Here is a 24186-nt window from a genome sequence, read left to right as displayed (position 1 = left end):
AAGATGATGAGGGGCAAAAACTTTTACATAATTTTTTTAGTAATAGTAGTTACCATAGTAGGCCTACTTTTTGGCATGAAGAATAAAGCTTCTGAAGAGGAACTTAAGGTTAGGGCCTTTTTTCCCAATGCAAAAAAGGTTAGACTAGTAAAGAATATTGCAGATGATATGTTTATCTCCATTAATTTTCCTGGGGTAAAGAGGGCCTATGAGGTAGATGGGGACTTGAAGGTCTTTGTATCCAGCTGTGTAGGTTATAATGGGCCTGTAGATGTGTTGGTAGCAATAGATAGCAGTACCGATGAATTGCTGGGAATAGAGATATTGGATCATGAAGAATCCTTAGATTATGCAGAACATATTGAATCCAACTGGTTTCTGGATAGGTTTAAAAATATAGTGGCAAACAAATACTTAAATCTGGTGGTTTTAGAAAAGGAAAAGCCAGAGGACATCATTCAGGTGACGGGAGCAACGGTTAGTTCCCAAGCTGTGGTCAATGCAGTTAATGCAGCTATAGGTGCCTACCAATATTTGATGAAGAGTTTAAAGATGGAAGGGGTAGCAGATGTGGTACCTCAGGAGATGTGGGAGAAGGACAGCAATAGCTTCGCCATAAATTGGGAAGGTGGTTTAATTAGGATTAATACTGAGAAAATAAAGGAATATGAGCAAGTGGAAATAGATGTAATCCTTATCAATACCACAGGTACGGAGACCCCCCTAAGTGTAAAAGGCCCTACCCTTCGAGATATTCTAGAAGGAGAAGGGATAGACTTAAGTGACTATGAGGGCATAGGGGTAACAGGCCGGGATGGGTATTATACCTTGATAGATAAAGAAAAATTGGAAACCAACGATGTGATACTGGCCTGGGAAGTTAATGGCAAGCCCATTAAGGAGGATGAGAAGCCTGTAAGGGTAATTTTGCCTAATGAATTGGGGCCCTATTGGGTGAAGATGGTAACAAACATCGACCTGTACGACAAAATTTCTCCCAAGGATATAGATAAGGTTCATATATTTGAACCCTTAGTGGAAGATATTGAACCCTACTACTATGAATACTACGGTAGTAAGGATAAATCCTACGAATTAGGCAGGATTTTAAGCAAGTTCGACGAAGTAGATGAAAAGGGGTTTTTTACCATGGTTTCTGTCGATGGTTATGTTAAAAATGAAACCATATCTATGGTCAGGCAAAGATACTTTATAAAGGTTGAAGGGGATAATGCCCCAATGAATATAGCCCCTACCTTTAAACTGGGCATGAATGTAAAGCATATGACCCATTTTTCCACTACCAAGGATGCTGTCATATTCCCAAATAAAATGTCGCAAGTGGTTAGAACCAAGGACATAGGTGGTAAGGAAGGGTTACTCTTGGAGGATGTATTGTTAACAGCAGGGATGAGATGGAGTGAGGAAGCTAGATTTGCTCTAGCGGATAGAAATGGCGGAGAAAGGGAAATATCCTATGAGGAAATGCTCAATTCCTATATGGTGTATGATGAAAACATGGTAAGCATCTACCAGGGCGACAGGGAGCTAATGAAGGATATAATAAGGGTTGAGAAAAGATGAAAATAGGCAAGAGAAGTATCATACAGATAGCTTTTACCTTATTTACCATAATAACTTGTATAGTATATTATCTATATATCAATGGGCTTGTGGACTCTAAAGTACTATCTATAGGGGATATCAACCCCTATGGGGGCTGGAGTGCCCTAAAATCTACTTTTACTGATCCATCCTACAAGTGGAGGGGGATAAGCAGGTCTATTGCCCTTACCATTGGAATATCCCTTGTTGCCCTATTAATGGGCAGGTTCTTCTGTGGATATATGTGTCCCATAGGAGCCCTACAGGATTTCTTTAAATATATGGGAAGAAGGCTGGGGATTAGGGGGAGAAGGCTTCCAAGAGGGAGTTATTTCAAACCTGAAGTATTAAAATACTTAATATTGTTAATAGTCCTAACATTGAGCATTTTAGGTCTGGGGAACAGGGTATCGTTCTATTCTCCCTGGCTTGCTTATTTAAACCTATTCCTAGGCTTTAATTTGCAGGTAGGTTTTTTTATACTATTGATAATAGCCTCAACTTCCCTATTTATAAAAAGGGCTTTCTGCAGGCTTTTGTGTCCATTAGGGGCTTTTCAGAGCTTACTTACTGTCCTTGGCCCATCTGGAATCTATGCCAATGAAAGGTGCGGTGGATGTACCTATTGTTTAAGGGATTGCGCTGTTGCCATAGATAAGCCTGATAATGGTGAGATTTCGCCAGAGTGTATTCGGTGTTTAAAATGTGTGGAAACCCAATGTATAAGGCATACTGAGGGCTATACTTTAAAATTTGTAAGGCAAACCCTTAATAGGAATTCCTATATAGCCATTAGTCTTACCTTGATAATAGGAATTTATCTATTCTTTCCATCAATTAAAGCAAACAACAATACCCAATCTATAATGGATTTAGGTATTTTAAAGGATGGAACCTATATTGGGACTGGAATTGGTTTTGGTGGCAGGATGCAGGTAGAGGTAATTATAAGAAATGGGAGGATTGTAGATATAAATCCAACTGACCACAATGAAACTATTGGATATTTTGAGGAGGTTTTTAGGAGGATTTCCATAAATATAATTGAGAGCCAAAATTTCAATGTGGATGCTATAAGCGGAGCTACAGCCACAAGTAGAGGTTTTATAAATGCGGTTAAGAGCGGAATTAATCAAGCCTTAGAGGAAAATAGGAGGATAAGATGAGTATTAAAAAGATAATTGCCATAGGAACTGTAAGTGGGTTGATAATTATTTTTGCCTTTTCATTAGGATTTTTTGCAGAAGAGGATATTTTTATAACCATCGTTCAAGGAGAAGCTGAGAAGATTGTTGATAAGGAATTTATATATAGTCATTCAGAAGCAATTGTTTTTCCTGCTGTAGTAAGGAGTAGCGGGAAAAAGCCTATTGAAACGGAATATAAGGGTATTGAATTATCCACTTTCTTTTCATCCTTGGGTATAGATACATCTGGTGCAAAGAGGATAACCTTCAATGCAACAGATGGATATAGGATAATTTTGAAGGTTGAGGAGCTTTTGGAACCAAACAATGTTTATCTCACTTTTGAAAGGGATGGAGAGCTTATGAAATCTAAGAAACATGGAGGCAATGGCCCCTTTCAGTTGGTAATAAGAAGAGATCCTTTTAGTCAACGCTGGATTAAACATGTTGAAGAGATTATTATAGAATAGCTGAAGGGCTTGAGGATTTTGGAGGAAAAACTATGTTTAAGAATTTGGTGAATAAATTTTCCATTTTTGAAATAATAGTAATTGCACTAATGGCTACCTTAGGTATTGCCACCAAGCCAGTTATAGTGCCCTTGGCCCATATCATCACCGGTCCCCTATTCATTCCCGGTGGGGCTATTGCAGGAGGCCTATATATGATGTGGATAGTGTTGGGAATGGGCTTAATAGGAAAGGTTGGAGTTGCTACCTTAATATCCCTAGTTCAATCCATCATGGTGGTAAGCCTTGGCATATACGGAACCCATGGAATTGTAAGCTTTTTTACATACATAATTCCCGGATTGGTTGTAGACCTTTATCTTCTATTGATTAAAAGAAGGGAGTTTAATCCAGGTAATTATTTTATAGCAGGAATATTAGCCAACATAAGTGGAACTTTTCTAGTTAATTTGGTGTTCTTCAGGCTGCCATTAATACCTTTAGTACTGACTTTAACTTCAGCTTCCCTTTCAGGAGGAATTGGCGGATTGATAGCCTATAATATAATTAAAGGTTTGAAGAAAAATAACGCATTAAAAAACCTAATAGACAAAGGAGGACACGATGAATAAGAAGTACATATTTCTACTTTTCCTATTTAGCTTAATAATGCTATTGATACCTTCCTGTGGGAAGTTGGGTTCAAGGGATGGGGAAGTTACTAGTGATGATAGAAGGGAAATGGGAATGAATATAATCGATGGGGAAAGGAATATAAAAAGTATATCTCCAAAGGAATATAGGGAATTTAGGCTAGAGGATCTTATAGATGAGGAATATGATAGAGCAGTGATAATGGGTAGATTAGGCCAAGTGGAAAGCCTTCAAGAAGGGGGGTATTTCCTAACTAATAACGATGTTATCGGTTACATGGACCGAACTGGCACAGCTCTAGTTGAGGATGTGATAGGTGTAGTATTAAATCCTCCTAATAAAAACATTACCCATGCCTATGAGGATATGTCTAATTTTTTGGTAGAGGAAGATGTATTGTTTATTTTGTTAGATGGATTGGGATACCATCAATACCTATATGCTATTGAAGGGGAATATTTACCCTTTTTAAAGGAACAAGCAAGGGCTGAAAAGGCCATGTCAGTCTATAAACCTGTAACCAATGCAGGATTAGCTGCCATAATAACAGGCAGGTATCCTATAGAAAATGGAATCCATTCTAGAAATGAGAGGGAGTTAAAGGTTGATTCCATATTCAAGTTAGCAGAGGAATTGTATAAGAAGACCTTATATGTAGAAGGGAATATAGGTATACTTAAAACGGAAATTGAACCCATCTTGCATTTGGATGAAAATAAGGATGGTTTTACCGATGATGAAGTATTTAAAGCTACTATGGAGGCTATAAAGGAAGGCTATAATTTTATATTTACTCATTTTCATGGAATTGATGATTGCGGCCACGCCTATGGACCCCTTTCTGAGGAAACTATGGAGTTTATCAAACGGATAGATGGCTATTTAGAAGAAATGGTATCCAAGTGGAAGGGGAAGGTAATTATAACTGCAGACCATGGAATGCATTCAACTGATGATGGTGGTGATCATGGCCTATTTAGATATGAGGACCTAATGGTTCCTTATATAATTCTTGAAGGAGGGGGCCAATTTGAGTAATAAAACCATTGGTATTATTATATTGATATTAGTAATTATACTGGGGGTTTTTGCCTTAATGAATAGAGAGCTTGTAAAGGATAAAAGGGGGGCCTTGGAAATGGCTGAAATAATCGTAAAAGGGGATGAAATGGAGAGCATGATAAAATTTGAGGATATAGTTGAATTAGGAGAAGTAGAGTTTTTGGCTACCCTAGACACTAGCGATACAGACCCGCAAGACTACAGCTATACTGGAATACCATTAATTAATTTAATTGAGGAAGTGGGAATATCTATAGCTGATAAAAGGCAGGTAATAGTGCGGGGGATAGATGGTTATACCGTTGTTTTTAGCATAGATGAGGTGATGGATGAGGATAATATTTATTTGGCCTATAAGATAAATGACAGATATCTGGATAGCAGGGAAAGGGGAGGCAGTGGGCCTTACCAGATAATTGTTAAGAAAGACCAGTTTAGCCAAAGATGGTGTAAATTCGTTGTGGAGCTGGAAATAAGATGATTAAGCCAGTGGAAGTACATAATTTATATTTTAAATATAGGATAGGTTCAGATTATATATTAAAGGGAGTAGACTTAAGCCTAAACAGGGGAGAAGTATTGGCTATTACAGGATTAAGCGGATCTGGTAAGAGTACCCTCTTAAATATCATCTGCGGGATTATACCCCATATTAGGAAGGGCAAAATCCAAGGGGAAGTTAAATTATGGGGGAAGGATGTTAAGGACTTAAAAATAGCCCAAATAACTAAAAAAGTGGGGATAGTATTCCAAGACCCAGATACTCAGCTATTTTCACCTACTGTAGAAGATGAGATTGCCTTTGGGCCAGAGAATCTAATGGTGGAAAGAGGAGAAATAGGAAGAAGAATCGAAAAGACCCTTAAATTAGTTCAAATGGAAGAGTATAGATGTGAAAATCCTAATAATCTATCTGGAGGGCAGAAGCAGCTTATAGCCATTGCTGCAGTATTAGCTATGGAACCGGAACTCTTATTATTTGATGAGATTACATCACAGGTAGATGAAGAAGGTAAAGGGAGGATAAAGGATATAATATCCAAACTGAAAGAACAGGGAAGGACTATTATATTGGTAGATCATAATAGGGATATATTAGAATTAGCAGATCGGCTAATGGAGCTTAAGGACGGGAAATTAGAGGTTAAAGGCTGGTGACCTATTTGGATTTTATAGAAATAAAGAATTTACATTTTGAATATGTAAATGGAAGGCCTATATTTAATAATTTAAGCTTAAGGATAAGAATGGATGAAGTTACAGCCCTACTGGGTTCCAATGGAAGTGGAAAGACTACCTTGGGTAAGCTTATAATGGGGATTTTAAGGCCTATTAGGGGACAAGTTCTTATATCCAATAGGGATAATTCTAAAATGACCTTGGCAGAAATAGGTTCCAAGATAGGGTATCTATTTCAAAATCCAGAAAAGCATTTTTTTTGTAATACGGTAGAGGAGGAATTGGGATTTGCATTGAAGTTTAATGGCTGCGAAGAAGCTTTTATTAAAAACAGAGTAGAAGGCTTACTAAAAGAATTTCACTTGGAGGGTTTAAGGGAGAGTTTTCCATTACTGTTAAGCCAAGGGGAAAAGCGAAGGCTTGCCATTGCCACCATATTGATTAATGAACCTGAATATATGATTTTAGATGAACCGACTAATGGGTTGGATTTTGAGAGGAAAAGAATACTCGTAGGAGTACTAAGGGAACTAACAGAAAAAGGAGTTGGAATGACAATTATTAGCCATGATCATTCCTTTATTGAAGAAATTGCCCATAGGAAAATAGAAATCCATAGGGGTGAAATAATATATGACCAGAGGATTTAAATTAGATCCCAGAACCAAGCTTCTTATGGTCTTTTGCTTTTCCACTTTAGCCATTATAAGTGAAGATACTCTTTCCCTTTGTATTATATTAATTTTAACCTTAATAGTGACTTTGTTTTTTAAGGTGAATTTGAAGAGGAGTTTAAATAAGGTAAAGAGACTTTTATACATGATAGCTGTTATTGCAATAGTCCAGAGCATATTTTCTAGCAAAGGGGAAGTTCTATTTTCCATTGGAAGTCTTCCGGTCTTAACTAGCATAGGATTAGAAAAGGGAATCCAATTCATAGTAAGAATGATGATAATAGTATTTTCAGCCACTATAATTACCACTTCAAATTCCAGGAAGATAGTACAAGGACTGGTTCAATGGGGATTACCCTATGATATAGCCTTCATGGTAGCAGTAGGTATTCGTTTTTTGCCCTTATTAACTGAAGAGGTCAAGGATTCATTAATTGCCCTCCAGCTAAGGGGAATTGAAGTAAATAATATGCCTCTTAAAAAAAGGATCAGTTTGTATTCCCATATATTCACCCCTATATTAGTAGGAACTATATTAAAGGCTGAAAGGTTGTCGGTTGCTATTGAAATGAGGGGGTTTAGAGCCTACGATAGTCGCACAAGCTTTCTAGTGTTAAAAATGTCTAAGTGGGATTATCTGATAATTTTTTCCATTGTTGTGTTTACCCTTTCATATATAATTGATTATTATTTCATATAATTGGAGGGAAGTAGATGAAGGTTTTTTCCGTAGTGGGAATAACGGAATCTGGCAAGACCACAACTATCGAGAATATAATCAAGGAATTGAGAAGTAGGAATTATTCTGTAGGTTCAGTTAAGGAAATACATTTTGAGAAATTTGCCATAGACACGGTAGGGTCCAATACATATAGGCATAGAGAAGCTGGCTCCCAACTGGTAACAGCAAGAGGATATTTCGAAACTGATATATTGTTCCAGGAAAAATTGAGTATGGATGAAATCCTTAAGTTTTATAACCATGATTTTGTTATATTGGAAGGAGTTACAGATTCCAATGTGCCAAAGATTATTACTGCCCATAATGAGAAGGAAATCTTGGAAAGGTTGGATGATTTGGTATTTGCTATATCTGGGAAAATATCCAATAGCTTAGACGAATTTGAAGGCTTGCCGGTTATCAATACTATAGATAATGTAGAAAAGATAGTGGATTTAATAGAAGAAAAGGTTTTTGATAAATTGCCAGATTTTCCTGAAGATTGTTGTGGCGAATGCGGTTATAGTTGTAGACAATTAGGAGCCTTGATATTAAAAGGAAAGGCTAGAAGGGAAGATTGTGTATTGGCACAGTCCAGAGTAAAACTGCAAATTGGAGGAAAGGATATAGAAATGGTTCCCTTCGTCCAGAGAGTTTTATATAATGCTGTACTTGGAGTGGTAAAGGAATTGAAAGGCTATGAGGAAGGGAAAGAAATAACAGTACGGATATTGTAGGAGGTTTTAGCATATGATTTAATGAATCAAAGCTGTTAATGGGGATGAGAAAATGACCAACGAAGAATTCCAAAGATTAATTTTGGAAAAATTGAATAGTCTAGATGGAAGACTGGAGAATGTAGAGAAAGGTTTAAGAGAACTTAATAAAATGGTGGACCCAATTCATGAACAGACTGCTGAATTAACAGAATTTAAATCTGAAATCAGTTATAAACTTGATGAAATTATGGAGAACGATAAATCCTTCAATGAGATAATAGAAGAACATGAGATTGCCATTAGGAGTTTGAGGAGGATGTCAATATAATTAACATAGCTCAAAAGAACTCTTGTTTAATGATGTATAAGAGTTCTTTTTTAGTTTATTTTACTAGTTTACCTAATTTATAAACCTCATCTATATTAAATAGGGTATCTAGATTATCTAAAGGATTTTCATCTAATACCAGAAAATCAGCAAACTTCCCTTTTTCTAAAGTACCATAATTTTCATCTATATATAATAGTTCAGAGGCAATTTTAGTTGAGGCTACTATAGCATCCATTGGAGTCATTCCTGCTTCTACCATCAACTTCAACTCATATGGAGTTTTATCATGGAAATTGAAAGGAGTTCCTGCATCTGTACCATAACATCTATTCCAGCTTTTAATTGTTCTCTACAGGTTTTTCTAACTTCATCTACACCATCCGCCTCTCTTCCTATAGACCAGCCATGGTCTCCAGTCATGGTAATACATTTTCCAGCTACTATGAATTCTGGCCCTTCAATTATACCTTCGTTTACTGCATCCCTTAAGTCTATATCTATATAGTTTGGGGCTCCTAAGTCCCTGAAAAATGTTGTGCCTGATCTTAGATGTTTCTTTAAATTAGCAGCACTTCTTAAAGTAGTCATAGCATCTGATTCTCTGATTAACATGGCGAAGGGGGCTGCTACGGGTTCCATGGTTATATGGACATGACAATTGATTAACCCTGGCATAACAGTCTTGCCATTTAAATCTACTACTTTAGTATCCTCTATATTTGGATGATCATTATCTCTTCCAATTTCTATGATCCTCTTATCTTCCACTATAAACCAAGCATTTTTAATAGGTTCCTTTCCACTTCCATCAATCAATGTGAATCCCTTATATAAAACTTTATCTGTCATAATTAATTCCCTCTTATCAATCTTAGTTTACATTAAATTTGGCAAGTATTACAGATGATATGGTTATAGTCATAAAACCAGCTATTAACATCTTAGGTAATATTTCATCTAGAATGACCTTTTTCTCATCTTTATTTTTCCCCACTGTATTGACTACCTCATTACTCAATATATAGGTTCCCGGAAATCCTAACAATGCTGTAACTTCGATGGATATGGCCATTTTTTTTAGAATATCCCAATATTTTACCCAGCATGCTTGAGGAAATGATTATACCAATTAACCCCAAAATTAAACTGACAACCAAAGGGTCTAATAGTGAAGCCAATAGTTTTGGAGTAGCCATTGTGAGATTATCAAAAAAAAACAGACATAAGGCCAACCATAGCAAGACCTAAGGAATTAGCTTTAGTCATTTTTCTTCCAAAAAGCCTATTTTTCTTCCTATTATACCCTCTTTTGTTGATAGTTGATTTATTGGGTAAGCTTTGGCCAGACTTACATATAAAAAAACCCGTCCCTAAAATATATTCATGTTCTAGAGACGAGGTATTCTCGTGGTACCACTCTAGTATACAATCCACTTGAGTGAATTGCCTTTTCAGGTCGAAGGTAAAAATCCTTTAACCATAACTATATAACGGGGGCATCTACATGAGTAGAGCTTCGGCCTAGACTACTGGGAATTTCAACCAGCTAGTTTCAGAGTGAATATTATATACTGGATTAATGTGATTTCCACCAGCCTCGTCTTTCTTTAGTTAATTTACCAGTTTTTTTCTCTCTGTCATAACCTTTATTTATAAAAATATTAAAAAGCAGTATACTATCAATAAAAATATTTATCAACAAAAAAATTAAAAAAATCTTTTATTTGCAAATTTTTGCATAACATTTCTTAAGGTATGATATAATTCAATTATAAATATGACTAAAGCAAATATTATCAATATAGAAATGAGGTTGAAGACTATGGATAGGGAGGTAAAATTTGGATGATAAAAATTATAATGGATAGCACTTCAGATCTGCCAGACAATATGATTAAAAAGTACAATATAGATATTTTACCATTAAGGGTATTATTGAAAGAAAAAGAACATTTAGATAAGGTGACCATTTCTGTAGAAGAAGTATATGAGGCTATGAGAAAAGGAATAAGTCCTAAGACTTCTATGCCTAATCCAAAGAATGCTTATGATTTATTTAAGAAATATGCATCTAAAGGAATAAATTTCATATATTTTTCCTTTTCATCCAAATTATCGAGTACTTACGAAAACTGTTATATGATTATCGAAAAGCTAAAAAAGGAGTATCCAGAAGTGAAAATGGAGATAATAGACACAAAAGCTGGCTCTTTTGCTTCAGGATTAATAACTTTACAGGGAGCCATTTTTGCAAAGCTAGGCAAAAAATTTGAGGATATAATAGAATATTCCAAGGAAAATGTTAAGCATATTGAACATATTTTTACTATTGACGATTTAAGTTGGTTATTAAAGGGTGGTAGGATTTCAAAAAGCAGTGCCATAATAGGAAGAGCCCTCAATATTAAACCTATTTTAGATCTTCAAGATGGTAGAATAGTAGTAATTAAAAAAGTGAGGGGAAGGAAAAGAGCTTTGAATACTATAGCAGATCTAGTTCAAAATAGAATTAAAGATTTTCCTGACCAAATTATAGGTATAGCTCATGCTGATGACTTAAGTTCTGCTTTAGAGTTAAAAGATATGTTAATTGAAAGGATTGGCCACAATTGTAATATTTTAATTGAAAAAATAGGAAGTGTTTTAGCTTCCCATATAGGCATTGGAGGGGTTGGAGTATTCTTCTTTAGCAAAAAGCCTGATTTTTACGTAAATGAAGAATTGTTGTGCTAGGACATAGGTTGAATGCCTGTGACAATCATGTAATATGGTATAATATTATTTTAGACTCTCATAATATCATCGTGATAAGCGTAAACTAATATGAGAGTCTTTATTATTTTTACATACTATATAATCATTTTGGGAGGTTTCCATATGGTGAAGATTAGGAGAATGTTTCCTGGAGGGAATACAGCTGACGGTTTTTATTCCTTACATGACAATATACTTGGTTCGAATAGGAAGATGTTGTATATATTAAAGGGAATGCCTGGTGGTGGTAAGTCATCACTGATGAAGGAAATAGGAAGAATGTCAATAGAAAGGGGATTTTCTTTAGAATATCATCACTGTCCATCAGATCCGAATTCTATAGATGGATTGGTAATAGAGGAATTAGATATAGGTATAGTAGATGGCACCGCTCCTCACATAATCGATCCAGTATATCCTGGGGTAACAGACTTGATAATAGATTTAGGCCAGTTTATCGATAGGGACAAATTACTTGAATCTAGAGAAGAAATAATGAAGGCTAAAAATGATAATAAAAAGGCTTATGGAAAAGCCTACACCTACTTTAAAGCTGCAAAGACAATATATGATCTGATTGAGGAAAATAATAAACAAGGGGTAGATTTTAATGGAGTCAATCGAGTTACCATGTTATTGATAGAAGAAATTTTTTCCCAAAAGCCAGAAACTACCCGATTTGCTATAAAGGAAAGACATCTTTTTTCTAATGCAAATACTCCAGAAGGTTTTGTAGATTATACTGAATTCATTTTAAAAGGGGTGAAAAGAGTATTTTATATTAAAGGGGATATAGGCATAGGTAAATCTACATTGTTAAATAGATTAATAGAGGAAAGCAGAATAAGGAATTACAGCATGGAGATTTACCATAATTCAACTATTCCTAATAAAGTGGAATCTTTGATAATAAATGACATAAACACCTGTATAACCTCTAATGAACAAGGACTAAAGTATGCCTATAAAAGTATTGATTTAAACGAATATTTTGATGAAAGGGTAAAAGATGAAGAGGATTATGAAACTTACCAATTATTAATCAAAAAAGGAATCTTCCATTTATTGGGGGCCAGAAAAAACCATGAAATTTTGGAAAAAGCCTATGGACCTGCAATAGACTATAATGGAGTTGATAGGTTAAAGCTTGAGATAGTTAAAGAAATATTTAAGTAAACCTAAAGTTATAAGGAAGGATAAAAACAACCCTTCCTTATAACCTTTCCAAAATCTTATCATAGAAGGTTTTAATTACATCATCTAGCTTATCGATGGAACAACCGCCTTGTATAGTTTGAGGGCTGCCTCCTCCTTTAATTTCTATGTTCTGAGATACCTCTTCCAATAATTTCTTCATGTTTATATTAAGATTTTGACTTCTGCTTATTATAAATTGCCCAGTGGAATTGCCCTTTACGCCAAATAGAATTATAGTATTTTCTATTAAATTGACGTAGGGTATTAAATTCTGAAGTTCTTTAAATTCCATATCCATGGATTCATTAATGATGAAATTGATCCCATTAATGTTCTTTGCTTCCCTTATTAAATCTGTTGCTATGAATTTGAATAATTTTTCTCTTAAAAGCCTATTTTCCTTCTCTAAATTTTCCTTATCATTATACAGTTTTTCAACTCTATTATAAACGTCCTTATCCTTTGAGGATAGTAGGTTGCTAATCTTTTGAATGGCATTGCTTTTCCAGATATAATCCCTTAAGGCCCTATTGCCACATACAAATTCTACTCGGATATTCCCTTTGTAGGATTCTACTCGCCTTATCTTAATCATGCCAATTTCCCCTGTACTCCGTAAATGAGTGCCACAACAAGGGGAAAAATCTATTCCATCTATTTCTACTATTCTGATATTGGAGCTGACTATTGGGTCCTTTCTCACAGGTATTTTATCAATATCTTCCCTTTCCACAATATAGGATTTGATGGAGAAGTTTGAAAAGACTATTTTATTAGCAAATTCTTCCACTTTCTGTATCTCTTCTTCACTAATCTTAGGTATATCTACATCGATATAAACATATTCCTTTCCAATATAGAATCCAATGGTTTCACCATTGAATAATTTATAGAATACAGAAGATAGAAGGTGTTGTCCAGAATGTTGCTGCATATAATCGAATCTATTATTCCAATCTATGGATAGTTCAACTCTATCGCTATGAATGTTATCTTTAAGAACATGGACTATATCTATTCCATCTTCATAAGTATCTATCACTTCTACACCATTGATAGTTCCTCTGTCCCCAGGTTGTCCACCAGCTAAGTTTGGATAGAATATGGTTTTATTGGTCTTGACATAATATCTGTTATTCATATATTTTTTTTCTACAATCCTAGCCTCAATATTACGTAAATATGGATTCTCTAAGTAGATTCTTTCTGTCAACTTTTCCACCACCTAACAAAATATGTATTATAATTATAATACCATTTTTATTTTAAATTAAAAACAAAATTGTATGAGTATGTTATAATTTAAGTAAATTAATTAGAAAGGAAATGGATATGGATAAGCAAAACTTGGGAAGTTATTTTACCATCGTAGGGATGCTTTTAATAATATGGGCATTGAATAGAATGAATAGGAGGAAAAAGAATTGATCTATGAAAAGACCCTTTGTCTTTCTTACCCTTCCTTTAATATGTGGTATTATATTTTATTATTGTTTTCAAATAGACATCCACTTAGTATTTTTAATATTTTTATCCCTTATACTAATTAGCTTCATAAGATTGAAATATAATAGACCTATTACAATTTTCATTTTTCTAAGCTTATTCTTATTAGGAATCATATTAGCAAGCGTAAAAGTAGAAAACAGCAAATTGAAAAAATGTATCGATAAGCCTATTGAATTGGTGGGAACTGTAAAAGAAGTGAAATCTCTTTCAGAAGAGGTTGGAAGATACATAATTAGAGTAAATGGAATAAATGTGGATGGAGAATATATAAAAGTATCTGAAAAACTAATTTTAAAGGTAATAGGCGATAAAAATTTGGAAATGGGAGATCAAATAAGCTTTAGAGGAGTATTGAAAGAACCTTTACCTAATACAAATCCCAATCTATTTAACTATAAATTAAATCTATTGACGGAAAACATTCATGTTACTATGACCATAAGGGATAGCTCCATAATAGATGTAAAAGGAAGGGAAGGAGATTTTTTTATAAAGATTAAATCCGGATTTATTAAAAAAATAAGAAATGGATTAGATCTTTATCTAAATGAAAAAAGCAGTCGTATGATGAAATCCATATTATTAGGTGAATATTCCTACTTGGATGGAGAGGATATTCAGTTATTTAGGGACCTAGGCTTAGCTCATTTATTGGCTGTATCCGGTTTACATATTGGAATTGTTGCAAACCTATTTACTTCAATATTTGTTTATTTGGGGATAAACAGAAAGATAAGTTCAATAATAACTATTGGATTTATCTGGTTTTACGCCTATGCAATTAACTTTCCCCCATCTATATTGAGGGCAAATATAATGTTTAGCATATTACTGACTTCTCAGATTATAAGACTTCCTTATGATTCCATCAATGCTCTATTCTTTGCCCTATTCATATTGATTTTAATAAACCCCTTTTGGATTTTTAGTATTGGACTCCAGCTATCCTTTGGGGCTACTCTTGCAATTTTATTTTTTGCAAATAAGGTTAGTCCAATATCTATATATAGGGGAGGCCTTTCTAAAGCCTTGGCAGCAATTATATATGTTCAAATAGGGTTGTTACCCATTTTATCCTATTATTTCAATAGGCTGCCAGCTATTAGCGTAGTGGCAAATTTGGCATTGATGCCGATATTTAGTTTTTCTTTAGTGCTGTGTATAATTTTATTATTTTTTTCATTATTCAGTAGTGCTATTTCCAATTCTATCGGGATTATAATAAACTTTTTTCTGAATATTCAGTTTAAAATTATGGAGATATTAAGTTATTTCCCAATATTAAATATTAAAGTACCTTCCTCATCTATTTATGGTATATTCATTTACTATGTAATGATATTAATGTTATTTAGAATCATAGATATTAGCAAATTTAATAAACGGTTAAATAAAATAATAGTGTTTTTTCTTTTATTTATAGCTTTAGTAAATGCTATATCTTATTATTTTGATTCTAGTATGACCATAGAATTTATCGATGTGGGGCAGGGAGATAGTATTTTAATTAGAACAAAGGAAGGAATCTATTTAATTGATACAGGAGGAAATTCGTTTGGGGACTTCGATGTAGGTAAAAATATTCTTCTTCCCTATTTAGAAAAGGAAGGAATATTTAAGTTGGATGGAGTATTCATAAGCCATTATGATGCAGATCACTGTAAAAGTCTACCCTATTTGATTGACAATATAAGAATTGAGAATATATACTTAGGATATGAAAGAGAGGGAAATCAGCTATATAACCAGATAATGGATAAGGCCATTGAGAAGGGAATACCTGTAAAATTATTGAAGAAGGGCGATAAGGTTAGATTATGCAGGCATGGTAATATATATGTAATTGGACCTAGCCATGAGCTATTAAACTATATCAATATTTCAGACAATGACCTGTCCTTAGTCTTATTATTGAGGTATCATAATTTTAATATTCTGTTTACAGGAGATATTGAAGAATTGGGGGAAAAAAGTATTCAAAATAGCTTAAATGTGGATGTGGACTTTTTAAAGGTGCCTCACCATGGCAGCAATACTTCTTCAAGTGAGGATTTTTTAGATGAAATTAAACCAAGAATAGGTTTTATATCTGTGGGAAGAAATAATAGCTTTAGCCATCCTCATAGGGATGTTTTGGAAAGATATGAAAAGCACAATATTGAAATATTTAGAACCGATGAGTTAGGCCTTATAAGTCTTAAACTAAATAAGAGTGGGTATGAAATTGAGTTTTTCTTAAGAGATAAGTGGATAATATTAGATATATTAAAGGAATATAAGCTTTGTATCATATATTTAATTATATTATTCTTCCTTTCCTATAGGCTAGCAATTGAATTTTTACTGATTGAGAAGGAGATGGAGAAAATTGAATTACAAGGAATTTATCGATAAGGCAAAAAAACATGAGTTGAAATCGGTTTATCTATTTTATGGTGAAGAAGAATATTTAATTGATTATACGGTATTAACCTTAAAAAATATTTATATAGATAGCTCATTAGAAGCATTGAATTACGTAATATTAGATGGTAAGTCCTTAAAGTTTGATTCCATTTTAAATGCTTGTGAAACGCTGCCCTTTATGTCTGAAAAGAAAATTGTGGTAATCAAGGATTTTCCTTTATTTAGCAATAAAAGGGAAAAGGAAGAAATTTCTGAGGAGTTTAAATTACCTCCTTCAAAGAATCCATTAATTAAATACTTTGGAGAATTACCCGATTATTTGTGCTTAATATTTGTTGAAAAGGATGAAAGTATTAATAAATCTAATGCCTTGTATAAGTCTATAATTAATTCGGGAGAGTTAGTGGAATTTGCTAAATTAAAGGGAAACGATTTAAACGATTGGGTTGAAAAGAGTTTCAAAAAATATAATAAGAAGATATCTAAATCCAGCATAAATTACTTTGTGCAGCAATCCTCTTATTTGGATTCCAACTATAATAGGACATTATATGATTTAGAAAATGAAATAATTAAGATTTCCAATTATCTATCCAATGGAGAAGAAGTTACCAATGATATTATTGACTTATTGATGTCTAAGCCTTTGGAGATGAATGTGTTTAATTTGTTGAATAGCATCAGCCAAAAAAATGGGGAAAAGGCTATTAGATTGTTTAACGAAATGTATAGGTCTAATGAACCCGTATTATTTATTCTTCATATGATTGTTAGGCAGCTTAGAAATATGCTGAATTATAAGGTATTGAGGCTTAAGGGTTATTCTGAAGGTGATGTGTTTAGCAAGATGAATTTAAAGCAATATGAGTATCGTAAGGTGGCTAATCAAAGCAGCAACTTTACAATTCCACAATTGGAGAGGGCAATGTTTTACTGTCTTGAAGCGGATAAGATTATAAAATCCAGCTCAATAGATGATAGATTGGCTTTGGAAATATTAATAACAAATCTATGTTTTAAAATTTGACAAACAAAAAACTTCGGTAATCCGAAGTTTTCTTTATACTGCTTCGTTTATTCTATTGTTTAACTTTTTAGTTAAAGAACTTATTCTTCTTGAAGCGGCATTTTTATGAATAACCCTTTTATGGCTCGCTCTTTTTAATTTTCTATCTATAATCTTAAGTAATTCCTTAGCTTCATCCAAATTACCATTTTCCAAGGCTAAATCGAATTTTTTGATATAAGTTTTAATTTCAGACTTTCTACTTCTATTTAAAGCAGTTCTCTTCTTGATAGTTTTAATTCTCTTCTTTGCTGATTTAATATTTGCCAACCCTTTCACCTCCTCATTTCTTAACAAAAGATATTTTACCATGAAGATGGATAAAAAGCAAGGAGAATTAACCTCATTATACATAAAATTCAGCTTTTAAAGAAAACTAATATTTAAAACAAGTAAATTTACAACAAAAAATTATATATTTAATAAAACAGGAGGGATTTAATTTGATTCAAATAAGGACTGATTTGGCCATAGAAAATAGGGAGTTCTATCAGGAGCAGAATGACGGAGAGGTACCTGGAATTAAAGTAGAGGAGGAAATAGAAGAAAACTATACTATAACCAGAGTTCGAATTATAGATGAAATAGGTTCAAACCATTTAGAAAAGCCAAAGGGAGTTTATATTACAATAGAGGTTCCAAAATTAAAAAGTGCAGATCAGGATTTGAAAGACGAGATAAGCCAAGTCGTAGCGAAAGAGATAAAAGGATTAGGATTATCCAATGAAGATACAAAGACTTTAATAGTAGGACTAGGCAACTGGAATGTTACTCCCGATGCATTGGGACCTAAAGTAGTAGACAGGGTACTGGTAACAAGGCAATACTTTGTTGCTTATAATAAGAAAAGGGATGAGACGGTGGCTAATGTGGCTAAAATCTCACCAGGGGTAATGGGATTAACAGGCATAGAAACGGGGGAAATTGTAAAGGGAATAGTTGAAAAGACTAAACCTGATTTGGTGATTGCAGTAGATTCATTGGCGTCTAGGAGAATGGAGAGGGTTAGTACTACTATTCAAATATCTAATACAGGAATAATTCCTGGCAGTGGTATTGGGAATAAGAGGACTGGGTTAAATGAAGAATATTTGGGAGTACCTGTAGTAGCTATTGGGGTTCCAACGGTGGTTGATGCAGCTACCATGATTAATGATACTATGGATTTAATAATTGGTTCAATGAGAAAGGTAGCAAGGGTTGGTACTGAATTTTACTCCACATTGGAAAGAGTATCTAGAGAGGATAGATACCAGCTAATAAAAGAAGTGTTAGAACCCTACATGACCAATGTGGTGGTTACTCCTAAGGAAATTGATTTAATTATAGATGATTTGTCAATAATTATTGGAAATGGATTAAATATGGCTCTCCATCATGGAATAGAACTTAAAGACGTAAATCGATATATTAGATAGAAAAAACTCCTCAATCATTATCATATACTAGGACTAAACTGAATATAATCTATGTATTGAAAGCTAAATTGAGGAGTGTTTTTATGAAGGATAAGGATAGTAGAAGCACATATATAATAATTGCATTGATATGCCTTATACTATTCAATTTAGGTACAATACTTATTAATATAACGAAGGATAGAATTAAAACTGATTTTAATGGTGAAGTAGCAATTTTCAAGGATGGGAGCATTTTTGTTTCCCTAATTAGTAGAACAAGCTCCATTTTTAATTTGTATAGGAGTCAATACTACCCTGAATCCCCTGTTAAGGAAACCTTTTACAATAGTTTTTCAATAGCTAACAATCTAATGGAATTTATTAGATCTCAATTTCCTTCTATAATGGTTATGAATGGCGATTTACGACCTATAGGAGAACCTGTAGAAGAAAGGGATATAGAAAATAACCCATCAATTGTTGAGGATTTAATAATCATAGACAGGTTAGAGGAGTATGAGAATTTAATAATCATAGACGATTCAAATAGGGATGATTATGCTTCCAAGGTGCCCAAACCATTGAATATAGCACCATTGATAATAGATAGAGAAAGACCTTATATTTTAATTTACCATACTCATGGAACCGAATCCTATTCGTCTTTTGAAAATGATATCCATCACACTACGGATAAAAGCTTAAATGTTATTAGAGTTGGCCAGGTTATATCTGAAATTTTGGAGGAGAGAGGACATAAGGTAGAGCATGTAACTAAATACCACGATGTACCCTCCTATAGTAAATCCTATAGCCAATCATTAAAGACTATTAGTGCAAAATTAAAAGAGAATGACAACTTTAAAGTATTGCTGGATATCCATCGAGATGGTTTTGACCATAAGGATTCTAGTGTAAGCAAAAACTTGAAAAATTTGCTTGAAAAGACTAAAATCAATATTGAAGGAAAAGATGTAGCAACATTTTTTTTCGTCATAGGCCCAGATTCGCCTAATAAGGAGGCAGTTTTGAGCTTTGCTAAGTACATTAAGGCAGTAACCGATGTATTATATCCTGGGTTATGTACTGGCATTTTGATTAAGCCAGTAGGGAAATATAATCAGTTTCTTTCAGATTACTCGGCCTTAATAGAGGTAGGCAGTAACTTAAATACTATAGAAGAAGCTTTGGAAACAGCTAAAATATTAGGGGAGATATTAAGTATAGCAATAGATAATATTCAAGAATAATCTTTTTATTAATGATAATAAATGGTATAATAAAAATACCTTTAGAGAAGGAGGCTATGAATATGGAAGGCGATAACAATAAAACTGCTAAAAATGAAGTATTAGAATGGATTAAGAGTATATTATTAGCTGTTGTAATAGCGGTTTTGATAAAGACATTTATCTTTAATACTACCTATGTGTTGGGAAATTCCATGTATCCAACTTTACATGAAAGGGATAGACTTTTTGCCAATAAAATCCCTCTATATTTTTCCGGGCCAAAAAGAGGGGAAATAGTAGTTTTGAAAGCACCAGATGCTACTAATAAGGATTATATAAAAAGGGTAATTGCTATTGGTGGAGATACAGTATCTATAATAGATGGAAAGGTATATTTAAATGGTCAATTATTAGAGGAAGATTATATAGAAGAAGGAGCTTATACCCATGTATATGACCAGAATTATTGGGAAGTTCCTGAAGGATACGTTTTTGTACTGGGAGATAATAGAGAAGAAGGGGCTAGCAAAGACAGCAGATACTTTGGTTGTGTACCTGTGGATTCTATTAAAGGTATAACCACCTTTAGATACTATCCATTTAATCATCGATTTGGGAAAATAGAATAGCATAAAATATATATTTTTTATGCAAAATAAGTAGGGTGATTAAATTGGAGACTAGAGTCAGTAGGATGAAACGCATTAGGAGAGAGAGAAGAGTAAGGAATTTAAAGTATCTAATCATCATTTTTACACTATTCATATTATATTATGGAATAAAGATGGTAAATGATTATATAATATATCTAGATTATTTAGAAAGACCTATTATATTCGATTTAGATTTGAAGGATGGGAAACTATACTTATTTGGAGAAAGCTATTTAATAGATTTAAAGATTTTGAAAAGAAGCGAATAGAAGGCCAGCCTTGCTGGTCTTTGTTTACTTCCAGCTCCATTTCTGATATAATTTAAGTCTAGAGTTACTGTAACACTTAAGGAGGAAAAATATGCCTAATGTCAAACAAACCAATATAAGAAACTTTTCAATTATTGCTCATATTGATCATGGAAAATCTACTCTTGCAGATAGGATAATAGAAAAGACTGGATTATTATCTACTAGACAGATGCAGGATCAAATATTAGATAGTATGGATTTAGAAAGAGAAAGAGGAATAACCATAAAGCTTAAAAATGTAAGGCTAAAATATAAGGCCAAGGATGGGGAAGAATATATTTTAAACCTAATAGATACTCCAGGCCATGTAGACTTTAATTATGAAGTATCCAGGTCTTTAGCTGCCTGTGAAGGGGCTCTTTTAATTGTAGATGCTTCCCAGGGAATTGAGGCTCAAACTTTAGCAAATGTGTATTTAGCCTTAGAACAGGATTTAGAAATCATACCCGTTATAAATAAAATAGATTTGCCTAATGCAAGGCCAGAAGAAGTTAAAAAGGAGATAGGAGATATTATAGGCATAGATGCGGAGGATGCGCCTTTAATATCAGCCAAGGAAGGTATAAACATAGAAGCAGTTTTGGAGGAAATAGTCAAAAAGGTACCCGCTCCTACAGGAGATAAAAATGCCCCCCTAAAAGCCTTAATATTTGATTCCTATTATGATAGTTATAAGGGAGTGGTTGCTTACATAAGGGTATTTGAAGGTGCTATCAAACCTGGCATGGAAATAAGAATGATGTCGACAAACAAACATTATGAGGTGACAGAAGTAGGTGTAACCACATCAAAGCAAAACCCTGTAGATAGTCTCGAAGCTGGTGATGTAGGCTATGTTGTAGCAAGTATAAAGAATGTTAAGGATGCTAGAGTAGGGGATACTATAACAGACCATCATAATCCAACAGATACACCTCTTCCAGGCTATAAGAAGGTAGTTCCAATGGTTTATTGCGGTATTTATCCTGCTGAAGGTGAAGATTTTAATTCAGTTAGGGATGCTCTTGAGAAATTACAGGTAAATGATGCAAGTCTTGTGTTTGAGCCTGAAACTTCAGCAGCCCTAGGCTTTGGATTTAGATGTGGATTTTTAGGATTGCTCCACATGGAAATAATTCAGGAGAGATTGGAAAGGGAATTTGATCTAAATATTGTAACTACTGCCCCTAGTGTAATATACAAGGTAAAGAAAAAAACGGGAGAAGAGCTATATATTCAAAATCCAACCAACTTGCCTAAAGAGACTGAAGTAGAATATATGGAAGAGCCCATTGTATCTGCATCAATCATGACTCCAACAGAGTATGTGGGTGCAGTCATGGAGCTTTGTCAGAATAGAAGGGGAGTATTCCACAACATGGAATACTTGGAAGAGACCAGAGTAACCCTCCATTATGATCTGCCTTTGAATGAGGTAATATACGATTTCTTTGATGCATTGAAATCTAGGACTAGAGGTTACGCTTCTCTAGATTATGAGCTAAAAGGATACCAACAGTCAGATTTAGTCAAATTGGATATATTAATCAATGGCGAATTGGTTGATGCCTTCTCTATAATAGTTCATAGAGATAAAGCTTATGAAAGGGGAAGGAGTATTGCTGAGAAGTTGAAGGATGAAATACCTCGCCACCAGTTTGCCATACCTATCCAAGCAGCAATAGGGTCTAAGATAATTGCTAGAGAAACGGTAAAAGCTTTAAGAAAAGACGTATTGGCTAAATGCTATGGCGGAGATGTTACTAGAAAGAAGAAACTGCTAGAGAAACAAAAGGAAGGAAAGAGAAGGATGAGACAAATTGGTTCAGTAGAAGTACCTCAAGGAGCCTTCTTAGCTGTATTAAAATATGATGACAAGTAAAAGTGCACACTTAGGTGTGCATTAATTTATAGGTAGAAAATAGCAACTTAAGAGAGGAAGATATTTTTGAAAGACTTAGGGTTATATGTTCACATCCCCTTCTGTAGTAGCAAATGTTTTTACTGTGATTTTATATCCTTTTCCAATATCGATGTTGAAGTACCTGAATATATATCCTATTTGATAAAGGAAATTGAATTGTATGAAAGTATATTGGAAGGATATAGGATTAAAACCATATTTATTGGAGGGGGTACACCTTCTTATATTGATGAAGAATACATAGGAAGAATACTAAATAATATTTTTAAGGTCTACAATACAGATAGAGTTGAGGAAATTACGATAGAGGCTAATCCTGGAACTTTAAATGAAGAAAAGCTAAAGGCTTACATGGAGTATGGTATAAATAGAATAAGCATGGGAGTTCAAAGTTTAGAGGACAATCTATTAAGGGCTATTGGCCGGATACACAGTTCAAAAGATTTTTATGATAGCTTAGACTTGTTAAGGAAGTTTGGTTTTAATAATGTTAATGTGGATTTAATGTTTGGACTACCAGGTCAATGCATAGAGGATTGTCAAAATACTTTGAAAGAGGTAATAAGGCTTGGAGTAGAACATATTTCCTATTATAGTCTAATATTTGAAGAAAACACCTTAATGACAAAATGGTATGGTGAAGGAATAATTGAATTACCTAATGAAGATGAGGAAAGGGAAATGTACCATAAGGGGATAGAAATTCTTAAGAATAATGGATATAAACATTATGAAATATCTAATTTTGCCAAAATGGGATATGAATGCAAACACAATTTATTTTACTGGAAACTGAAACCATATATAGGTTTGGGATTGGCTGCTCATTCTAACATCAATAATAAAAGGTATTGGAATCATAATAATTTTAAGGATTATTATGATAAGTTAAATGAAAATAGATTGCCTATTGAAGGGGAAGAAATAATTGATAAGAATATGGAAATTGCTGAATACTTGATAATGGGGTTAAGGCTTGTTGAAGGTATAAATAAAAGGGAATTTAAGAATAGATTTAATGTTGATGTTGAAAATATATATGGAAATGTATTAAAAAAATATGAGGCCCAAGGCCTATTATATATGGATGATGAATGGATAAGGTTTACAAGCAGAGGACTAGATTTATCTAATGTAGTATACGTGGATTTATTGGTATAAATTTAAAAAGGGT

At 33.7% G+C, this 24186-nt stretch carries 26 protein-coding genes; 21 read left to right on the top strand and 5 right to left on the bottom strand.

The genetic code is table 11. The features are described from left to right. Nucleotides 1-3: 3 nt before the first annotated feature. Genes BLV68_RS03200 through BLV68_RS03150 form a run of 11 tightly spaced genes read left to right on the top strand, consistent with a single transcriptional unit; the run spans nucleotide 4 to nucleotide 8578 of the window. A complete protein-coding gene (locus tag BLV68_RS03200; RefSeq protein ID WP_093750833.1) occupies nucleotides 4-1584 on the top strand; it encodes an FMN-binding protein in 1581 nt (526 codons plus the stop codon). Further along, nucleotides 1581-2771 carry a 4Fe-4S binding protein gene (locus BLV68_RS03195; protein ID WP_093750831.1) on the top strand — a complete coding sequence of 397 codons (1191 nt, stop codon included), beginning with the start codon at nucleotides 1581-1583 and terminating at the stop codon, nucleotides 2769-2771. Before BLV68_RS03200 ends, BLV68_RS03195 begins: the two co-directional genes overlap by 4 nt. Next, nucleotides 2768-3262: a molybdopterin-dependent oxidoreductase gene (locus tag BLV68_RS03190; RefSeq protein WP_093750829.1), complete on the top strand. Its 495-nt coding sequence runs from the start codon at nucleotides 2768-2770 to the stop codon at nucleotides 3260-3262. The genes BLV68_RS03195 and BLV68_RS03190 overlap by 4 nt, the downstream gene beginning before the upstream one ends. A 32-nt stretch (nucleotides 3263-3294) precedes the next feature. After that, nucleotides 3295-3873, top strand: coding sequence for an ECF transporter S component (locus BLV68_RS03185; protein WP_093750827.1), 579 nt, complete (start codon nucleotides 3295-3297; stop codon nucleotides 3871-3873). Next, the gene (locus tag BLV68_RS03180) at nucleotides 3866-4933 is read left to right on the top strand and encodes an alkaline phosphatase family protein (protein WP_093750825.1); all 1068 of its coding nucleotides are present in this window, start codon (nucleotides 3866-3868) and stop codon (nucleotides 4931-4933) included. The genes BLV68_RS03185 and BLV68_RS03180 overlap by 8 nt, the downstream gene beginning before the upstream one ends. Then, nucleotides 4926-5438 (top strand): molybdopterin-dependent oxidoreductase, encoded by a 513-nt coding sequence (locus BLV68_RS03175; protein ID WP_093750823.1) that lies wholly within the window; start codon nucleotides 4926-4928, stop codon nucleotides 5436-5438. Before BLV68_RS03180 ends, BLV68_RS03175 begins: the two co-directional genes overlap by 8 nt. After that, nucleotides 5435-6115, top strand: a complete 681-nt coding sequence (locus tag BLV68_RS03170) for an energy-coupling factor ABC transporter ATP-binding protein (protein ID WP_093750821.1) — start codon at nucleotides 5435-5437, stop codon at nucleotides 6113-6115. Before BLV68_RS03175 ends, BLV68_RS03170 begins: the two co-directional genes overlap by 4 nt. Continuing rightward, nucleotides 6112-6786 carry an energy-coupling factor ABC transporter ATP-binding protein gene (locus tag BLV68_RS03165; protein ID WP_093750819.1) on the top strand — a complete coding sequence of 225 codons (675 nt, stop codon included), beginning with the start codon at nucleotides 6112-6114 and terminating at the stop codon, nucleotides 6784-6786. Before BLV68_RS03170 ends, BLV68_RS03165 begins: the two co-directional genes overlap by 4 nt. Beyond that, on the top strand, nucleotides 6770-7510 hold the full coding sequence (locus tag BLV68_RS03160; RefSeq protein ID WP_093750817.1) for an energy-coupling factor transporter transmembrane component T family protein: 741 nt from the start codon (nucleotides 6770-6772) through the stop codon (nucleotides 7508-7510). Before BLV68_RS03165 ends, BLV68_RS03160 begins: the two co-directional genes overlap by 17 nt. Before the next feature lie 14 nt (nucleotides 7511-7524). Beyond that, a complete protein-coding gene (gene mobB / locus BLV68_RS03155) occupies nucleotides 7525-8268 on the top strand; it encodes a molybdopterin-guanine dinucleotide biosynthesis protein B (RefSeq protein ID WP_093750815.1) in 744 nt (247 codons plus the stop codon). Nucleotides 8269-8320: 52 nt separating this feature from the next. After that, nucleotides 8321-8578 (top strand): hypothetical protein, encoded by a 258-nt coding sequence (locus BLV68_RS03150; protein WP_093750813.1) that lies wholly within the window; start codon nucleotides 8321-8323, stop codon nucleotides 8576-8578. A gap of 55 nt (nucleotides 8579-8633) precedes the next feature. On the opposite strand, the gene BLV68_RS15925 is transcribed toward BLV68_RS03150, so the two are convergent. Genes BLV68_RS15925 through BLV68_RS03140 form a run of 3 tightly spaced genes read right to left on the bottom strand, consistent with a single transcriptional unit; the run spans nucleotide 8634 to nucleotide 9653 of the window. Beyond that, on the bottom strand, nucleotides 8634-8843 hold the full coding sequence (locus BLV68_RS15925; protein ID WP_234949813.1) for an amidohydrolase family protein: 210 nt from the start codon (nucleotides 8841-8843) through the stop codon (nucleotides 8634-8636). A gap of 2 nt (nucleotides 8844-8845) precedes the next feature. Continuing rightward, nucleotides 8846-9430 (bottom strand): amidohydrolase family protein, encoded by a 585-nt coding sequence (locus BLV68_RS03145; RefSeq protein ID WP_234949812.1) that lies wholly within the window; start codon nucleotides 9428-9430, stop codon nucleotides 8846-8848. A gap of 22 nt (nucleotides 9431-9452) precedes the next feature. Continuing rightward, nucleotides 9453-9653 (bottom strand): hypothetical protein, encoded by a 201-nt coding sequence (locus BLV68_RS03140; protein ID WP_093750811.1) that lies wholly within the window; start codon nucleotides 9651-9653, stop codon nucleotides 9453-9455. A gap of 773 nt (nucleotides 9654-10426) precedes the next feature. Here BLV68_RS03140 and BLV68_RS03135 point away from each other — a divergent pair. Further along, nucleotides 10427-11314, top strand: coding sequence for a DegV family protein (locus BLV68_RS03135; protein WP_093750809.1), 888 nt, complete (start codon nucleotides 10427-10429; stop codon nucleotides 11312-11314). A 144-nt stretch (nucleotides 11315-11458) separates the two neighbouring features. Beyond that, nucleotides 11459-12511 (top strand): hypothetical protein, encoded by a 1053-nt coding sequence (locus BLV68_RS03130; RefSeq protein ID WP_093750807.1) that lies wholly within the window; start codon nucleotides 11459-11461, stop codon nucleotides 12509-12511. A 37-nt stretch (nucleotides 12512-12548) separates the two neighbouring features. Here the strand turns inward: BLV68_RS03130 and BLV68_RS03125 are convergent, their stop codons facing one another. Continuing rightward, the gene (locus BLV68_RS03125) at nucleotides 12549-13745 is read right to left on the bottom strand and encodes an alanyl-tRNA editing protein (RefSeq protein ID WP_093750805.1); all 1197 of its coding nucleotides are present in this window, start codon (nucleotides 13743-13745) and stop codon (nucleotides 12549-12551) included. A 218-nt stretch (nucleotides 13746-13963) separates the two neighbouring features. On the opposite strand from BLV68_RS03125, the gene BLV68_RS03120 reads away from it, so the two are divergent. Beyond that, entirely contained in the window at nucleotides 13964-16435 is a 2472-nt protein-coding gene (locus BLV68_RS03120; protein WP_093750803.1) for a DNA internalization-related competence protein ComEC/Rec2, read from the top strand. Further along, a complete protein-coding gene (gene holA / locus BLV68_RS03115) occupies nucleotides 16410-17474 on the top strand; it encodes a DNA polymerase III subunit delta (RefSeq protein WP_159428598.1) in 1065 nt (354 codons plus the stop codon). Before BLV68_RS03120 ends, holA begins: the two co-directional genes overlap by 26 nt. Nucleotides 17475-17507: 33 nt before the next feature. Here the strand turns inward: holA and rpsT are convergent, their stop codons facing one another. Next, nucleotides 17508-17783 carry a 30S ribosomal protein S20 gene (rpsT, locus tag BLV68_RS03110; RefSeq protein WP_093750799.1) on the bottom strand — a complete coding sequence of 92 codons (276 nt, stop codon included), beginning with the start codon at nucleotides 17781-17783 and terminating at the stop codon, nucleotides 17508-17510. A 173-nt stretch (nucleotides 17784-17956) separates the two neighbouring features. On the opposite strand from rpsT, the gene gpr reads away from it, so the two are divergent. The 6 genes from gpr (at nucleotide 17957) to hemW (ending at nucleotide 24173) form a co-directional block, all read left to right on the top strand. After that, a complete protein-coding gene (gpr, locus tag BLV68_RS03105; protein WP_093750797.1) occupies nucleotides 17957-18931 on the top strand; it encodes a GPR endopeptidase in 975 nt (324 codons plus the stop codon). 83 nt (nucleotides 18932-19014) lie between these two features. Next, nucleotides 19015-20163: a stage II sporulation protein P gene (gene spoIIP, locus BLV68_RS03100; protein WP_093750795.1), complete on the top strand. Its 1149-nt coding sequence runs from the start codon at nucleotides 19015-19017 to the stop codon at nucleotides 20161-20163. Nucleotides 20164-20225: 62 nt separating this feature from the next. Then, nucleotides 20226-20774 (top strand): signal peptidase I, encoded by a 549-nt coding sequence (gene lepB / locus BLV68_RS03095; protein WP_093750793.1) that lies wholly within the window; start codon nucleotides 20226-20228, stop codon nucleotides 20772-20774. A 44-nt stretch (nucleotides 20775-20818) separates the two neighbouring features. After that, nucleotides 20819-21067, top strand: a complete 249-nt coding sequence (locus BLV68_RS03090) for a hypothetical protein (protein WP_093750791.1) — start codon at nucleotides 20819-20821, stop codon at nucleotides 21065-21067. Between the two features lie 91 nt (nucleotides 21068-21158). Next, entirely contained in the window at nucleotides 21159-22970 is a 1812-nt protein-coding gene (lepA, locus tag BLV68_RS03085) for a translation elongation factor 4 (RefSeq protein ID WP_093750789.1), read from the top strand. A gap of 66 nt (nucleotides 22971-23036) precedes the next feature. Then, nucleotides 23037-24173, top strand: coding sequence for a radical SAM family heme chaperone HemW (hemW, locus tag BLV68_RS03080; RefSeq protein ID WP_093750787.1), 1137 nt, complete (start codon nucleotides 23037-23039; stop codon nucleotides 24171-24173). The last annotated feature ends 13 nt before the right edge of the window (nucleotides 24174-24186 follow it).

The sequence above is a fragment of the Tepidimicrobium xylanilyticum genome (genome assembly GCF_900106765.1).
GTDB classification, from domain to species: domain Bacteria; phylum Bacillota; class Clostridia; order Tissierellales; family Tepidimicrobiaceae; genus Tepidimicrobium; species Tepidimicrobium xylanilyticum.
Note: the sequence above shows the minus strand (reverse complement) of the source record. Positions and strands in the feature narration are given on the sequence as shown.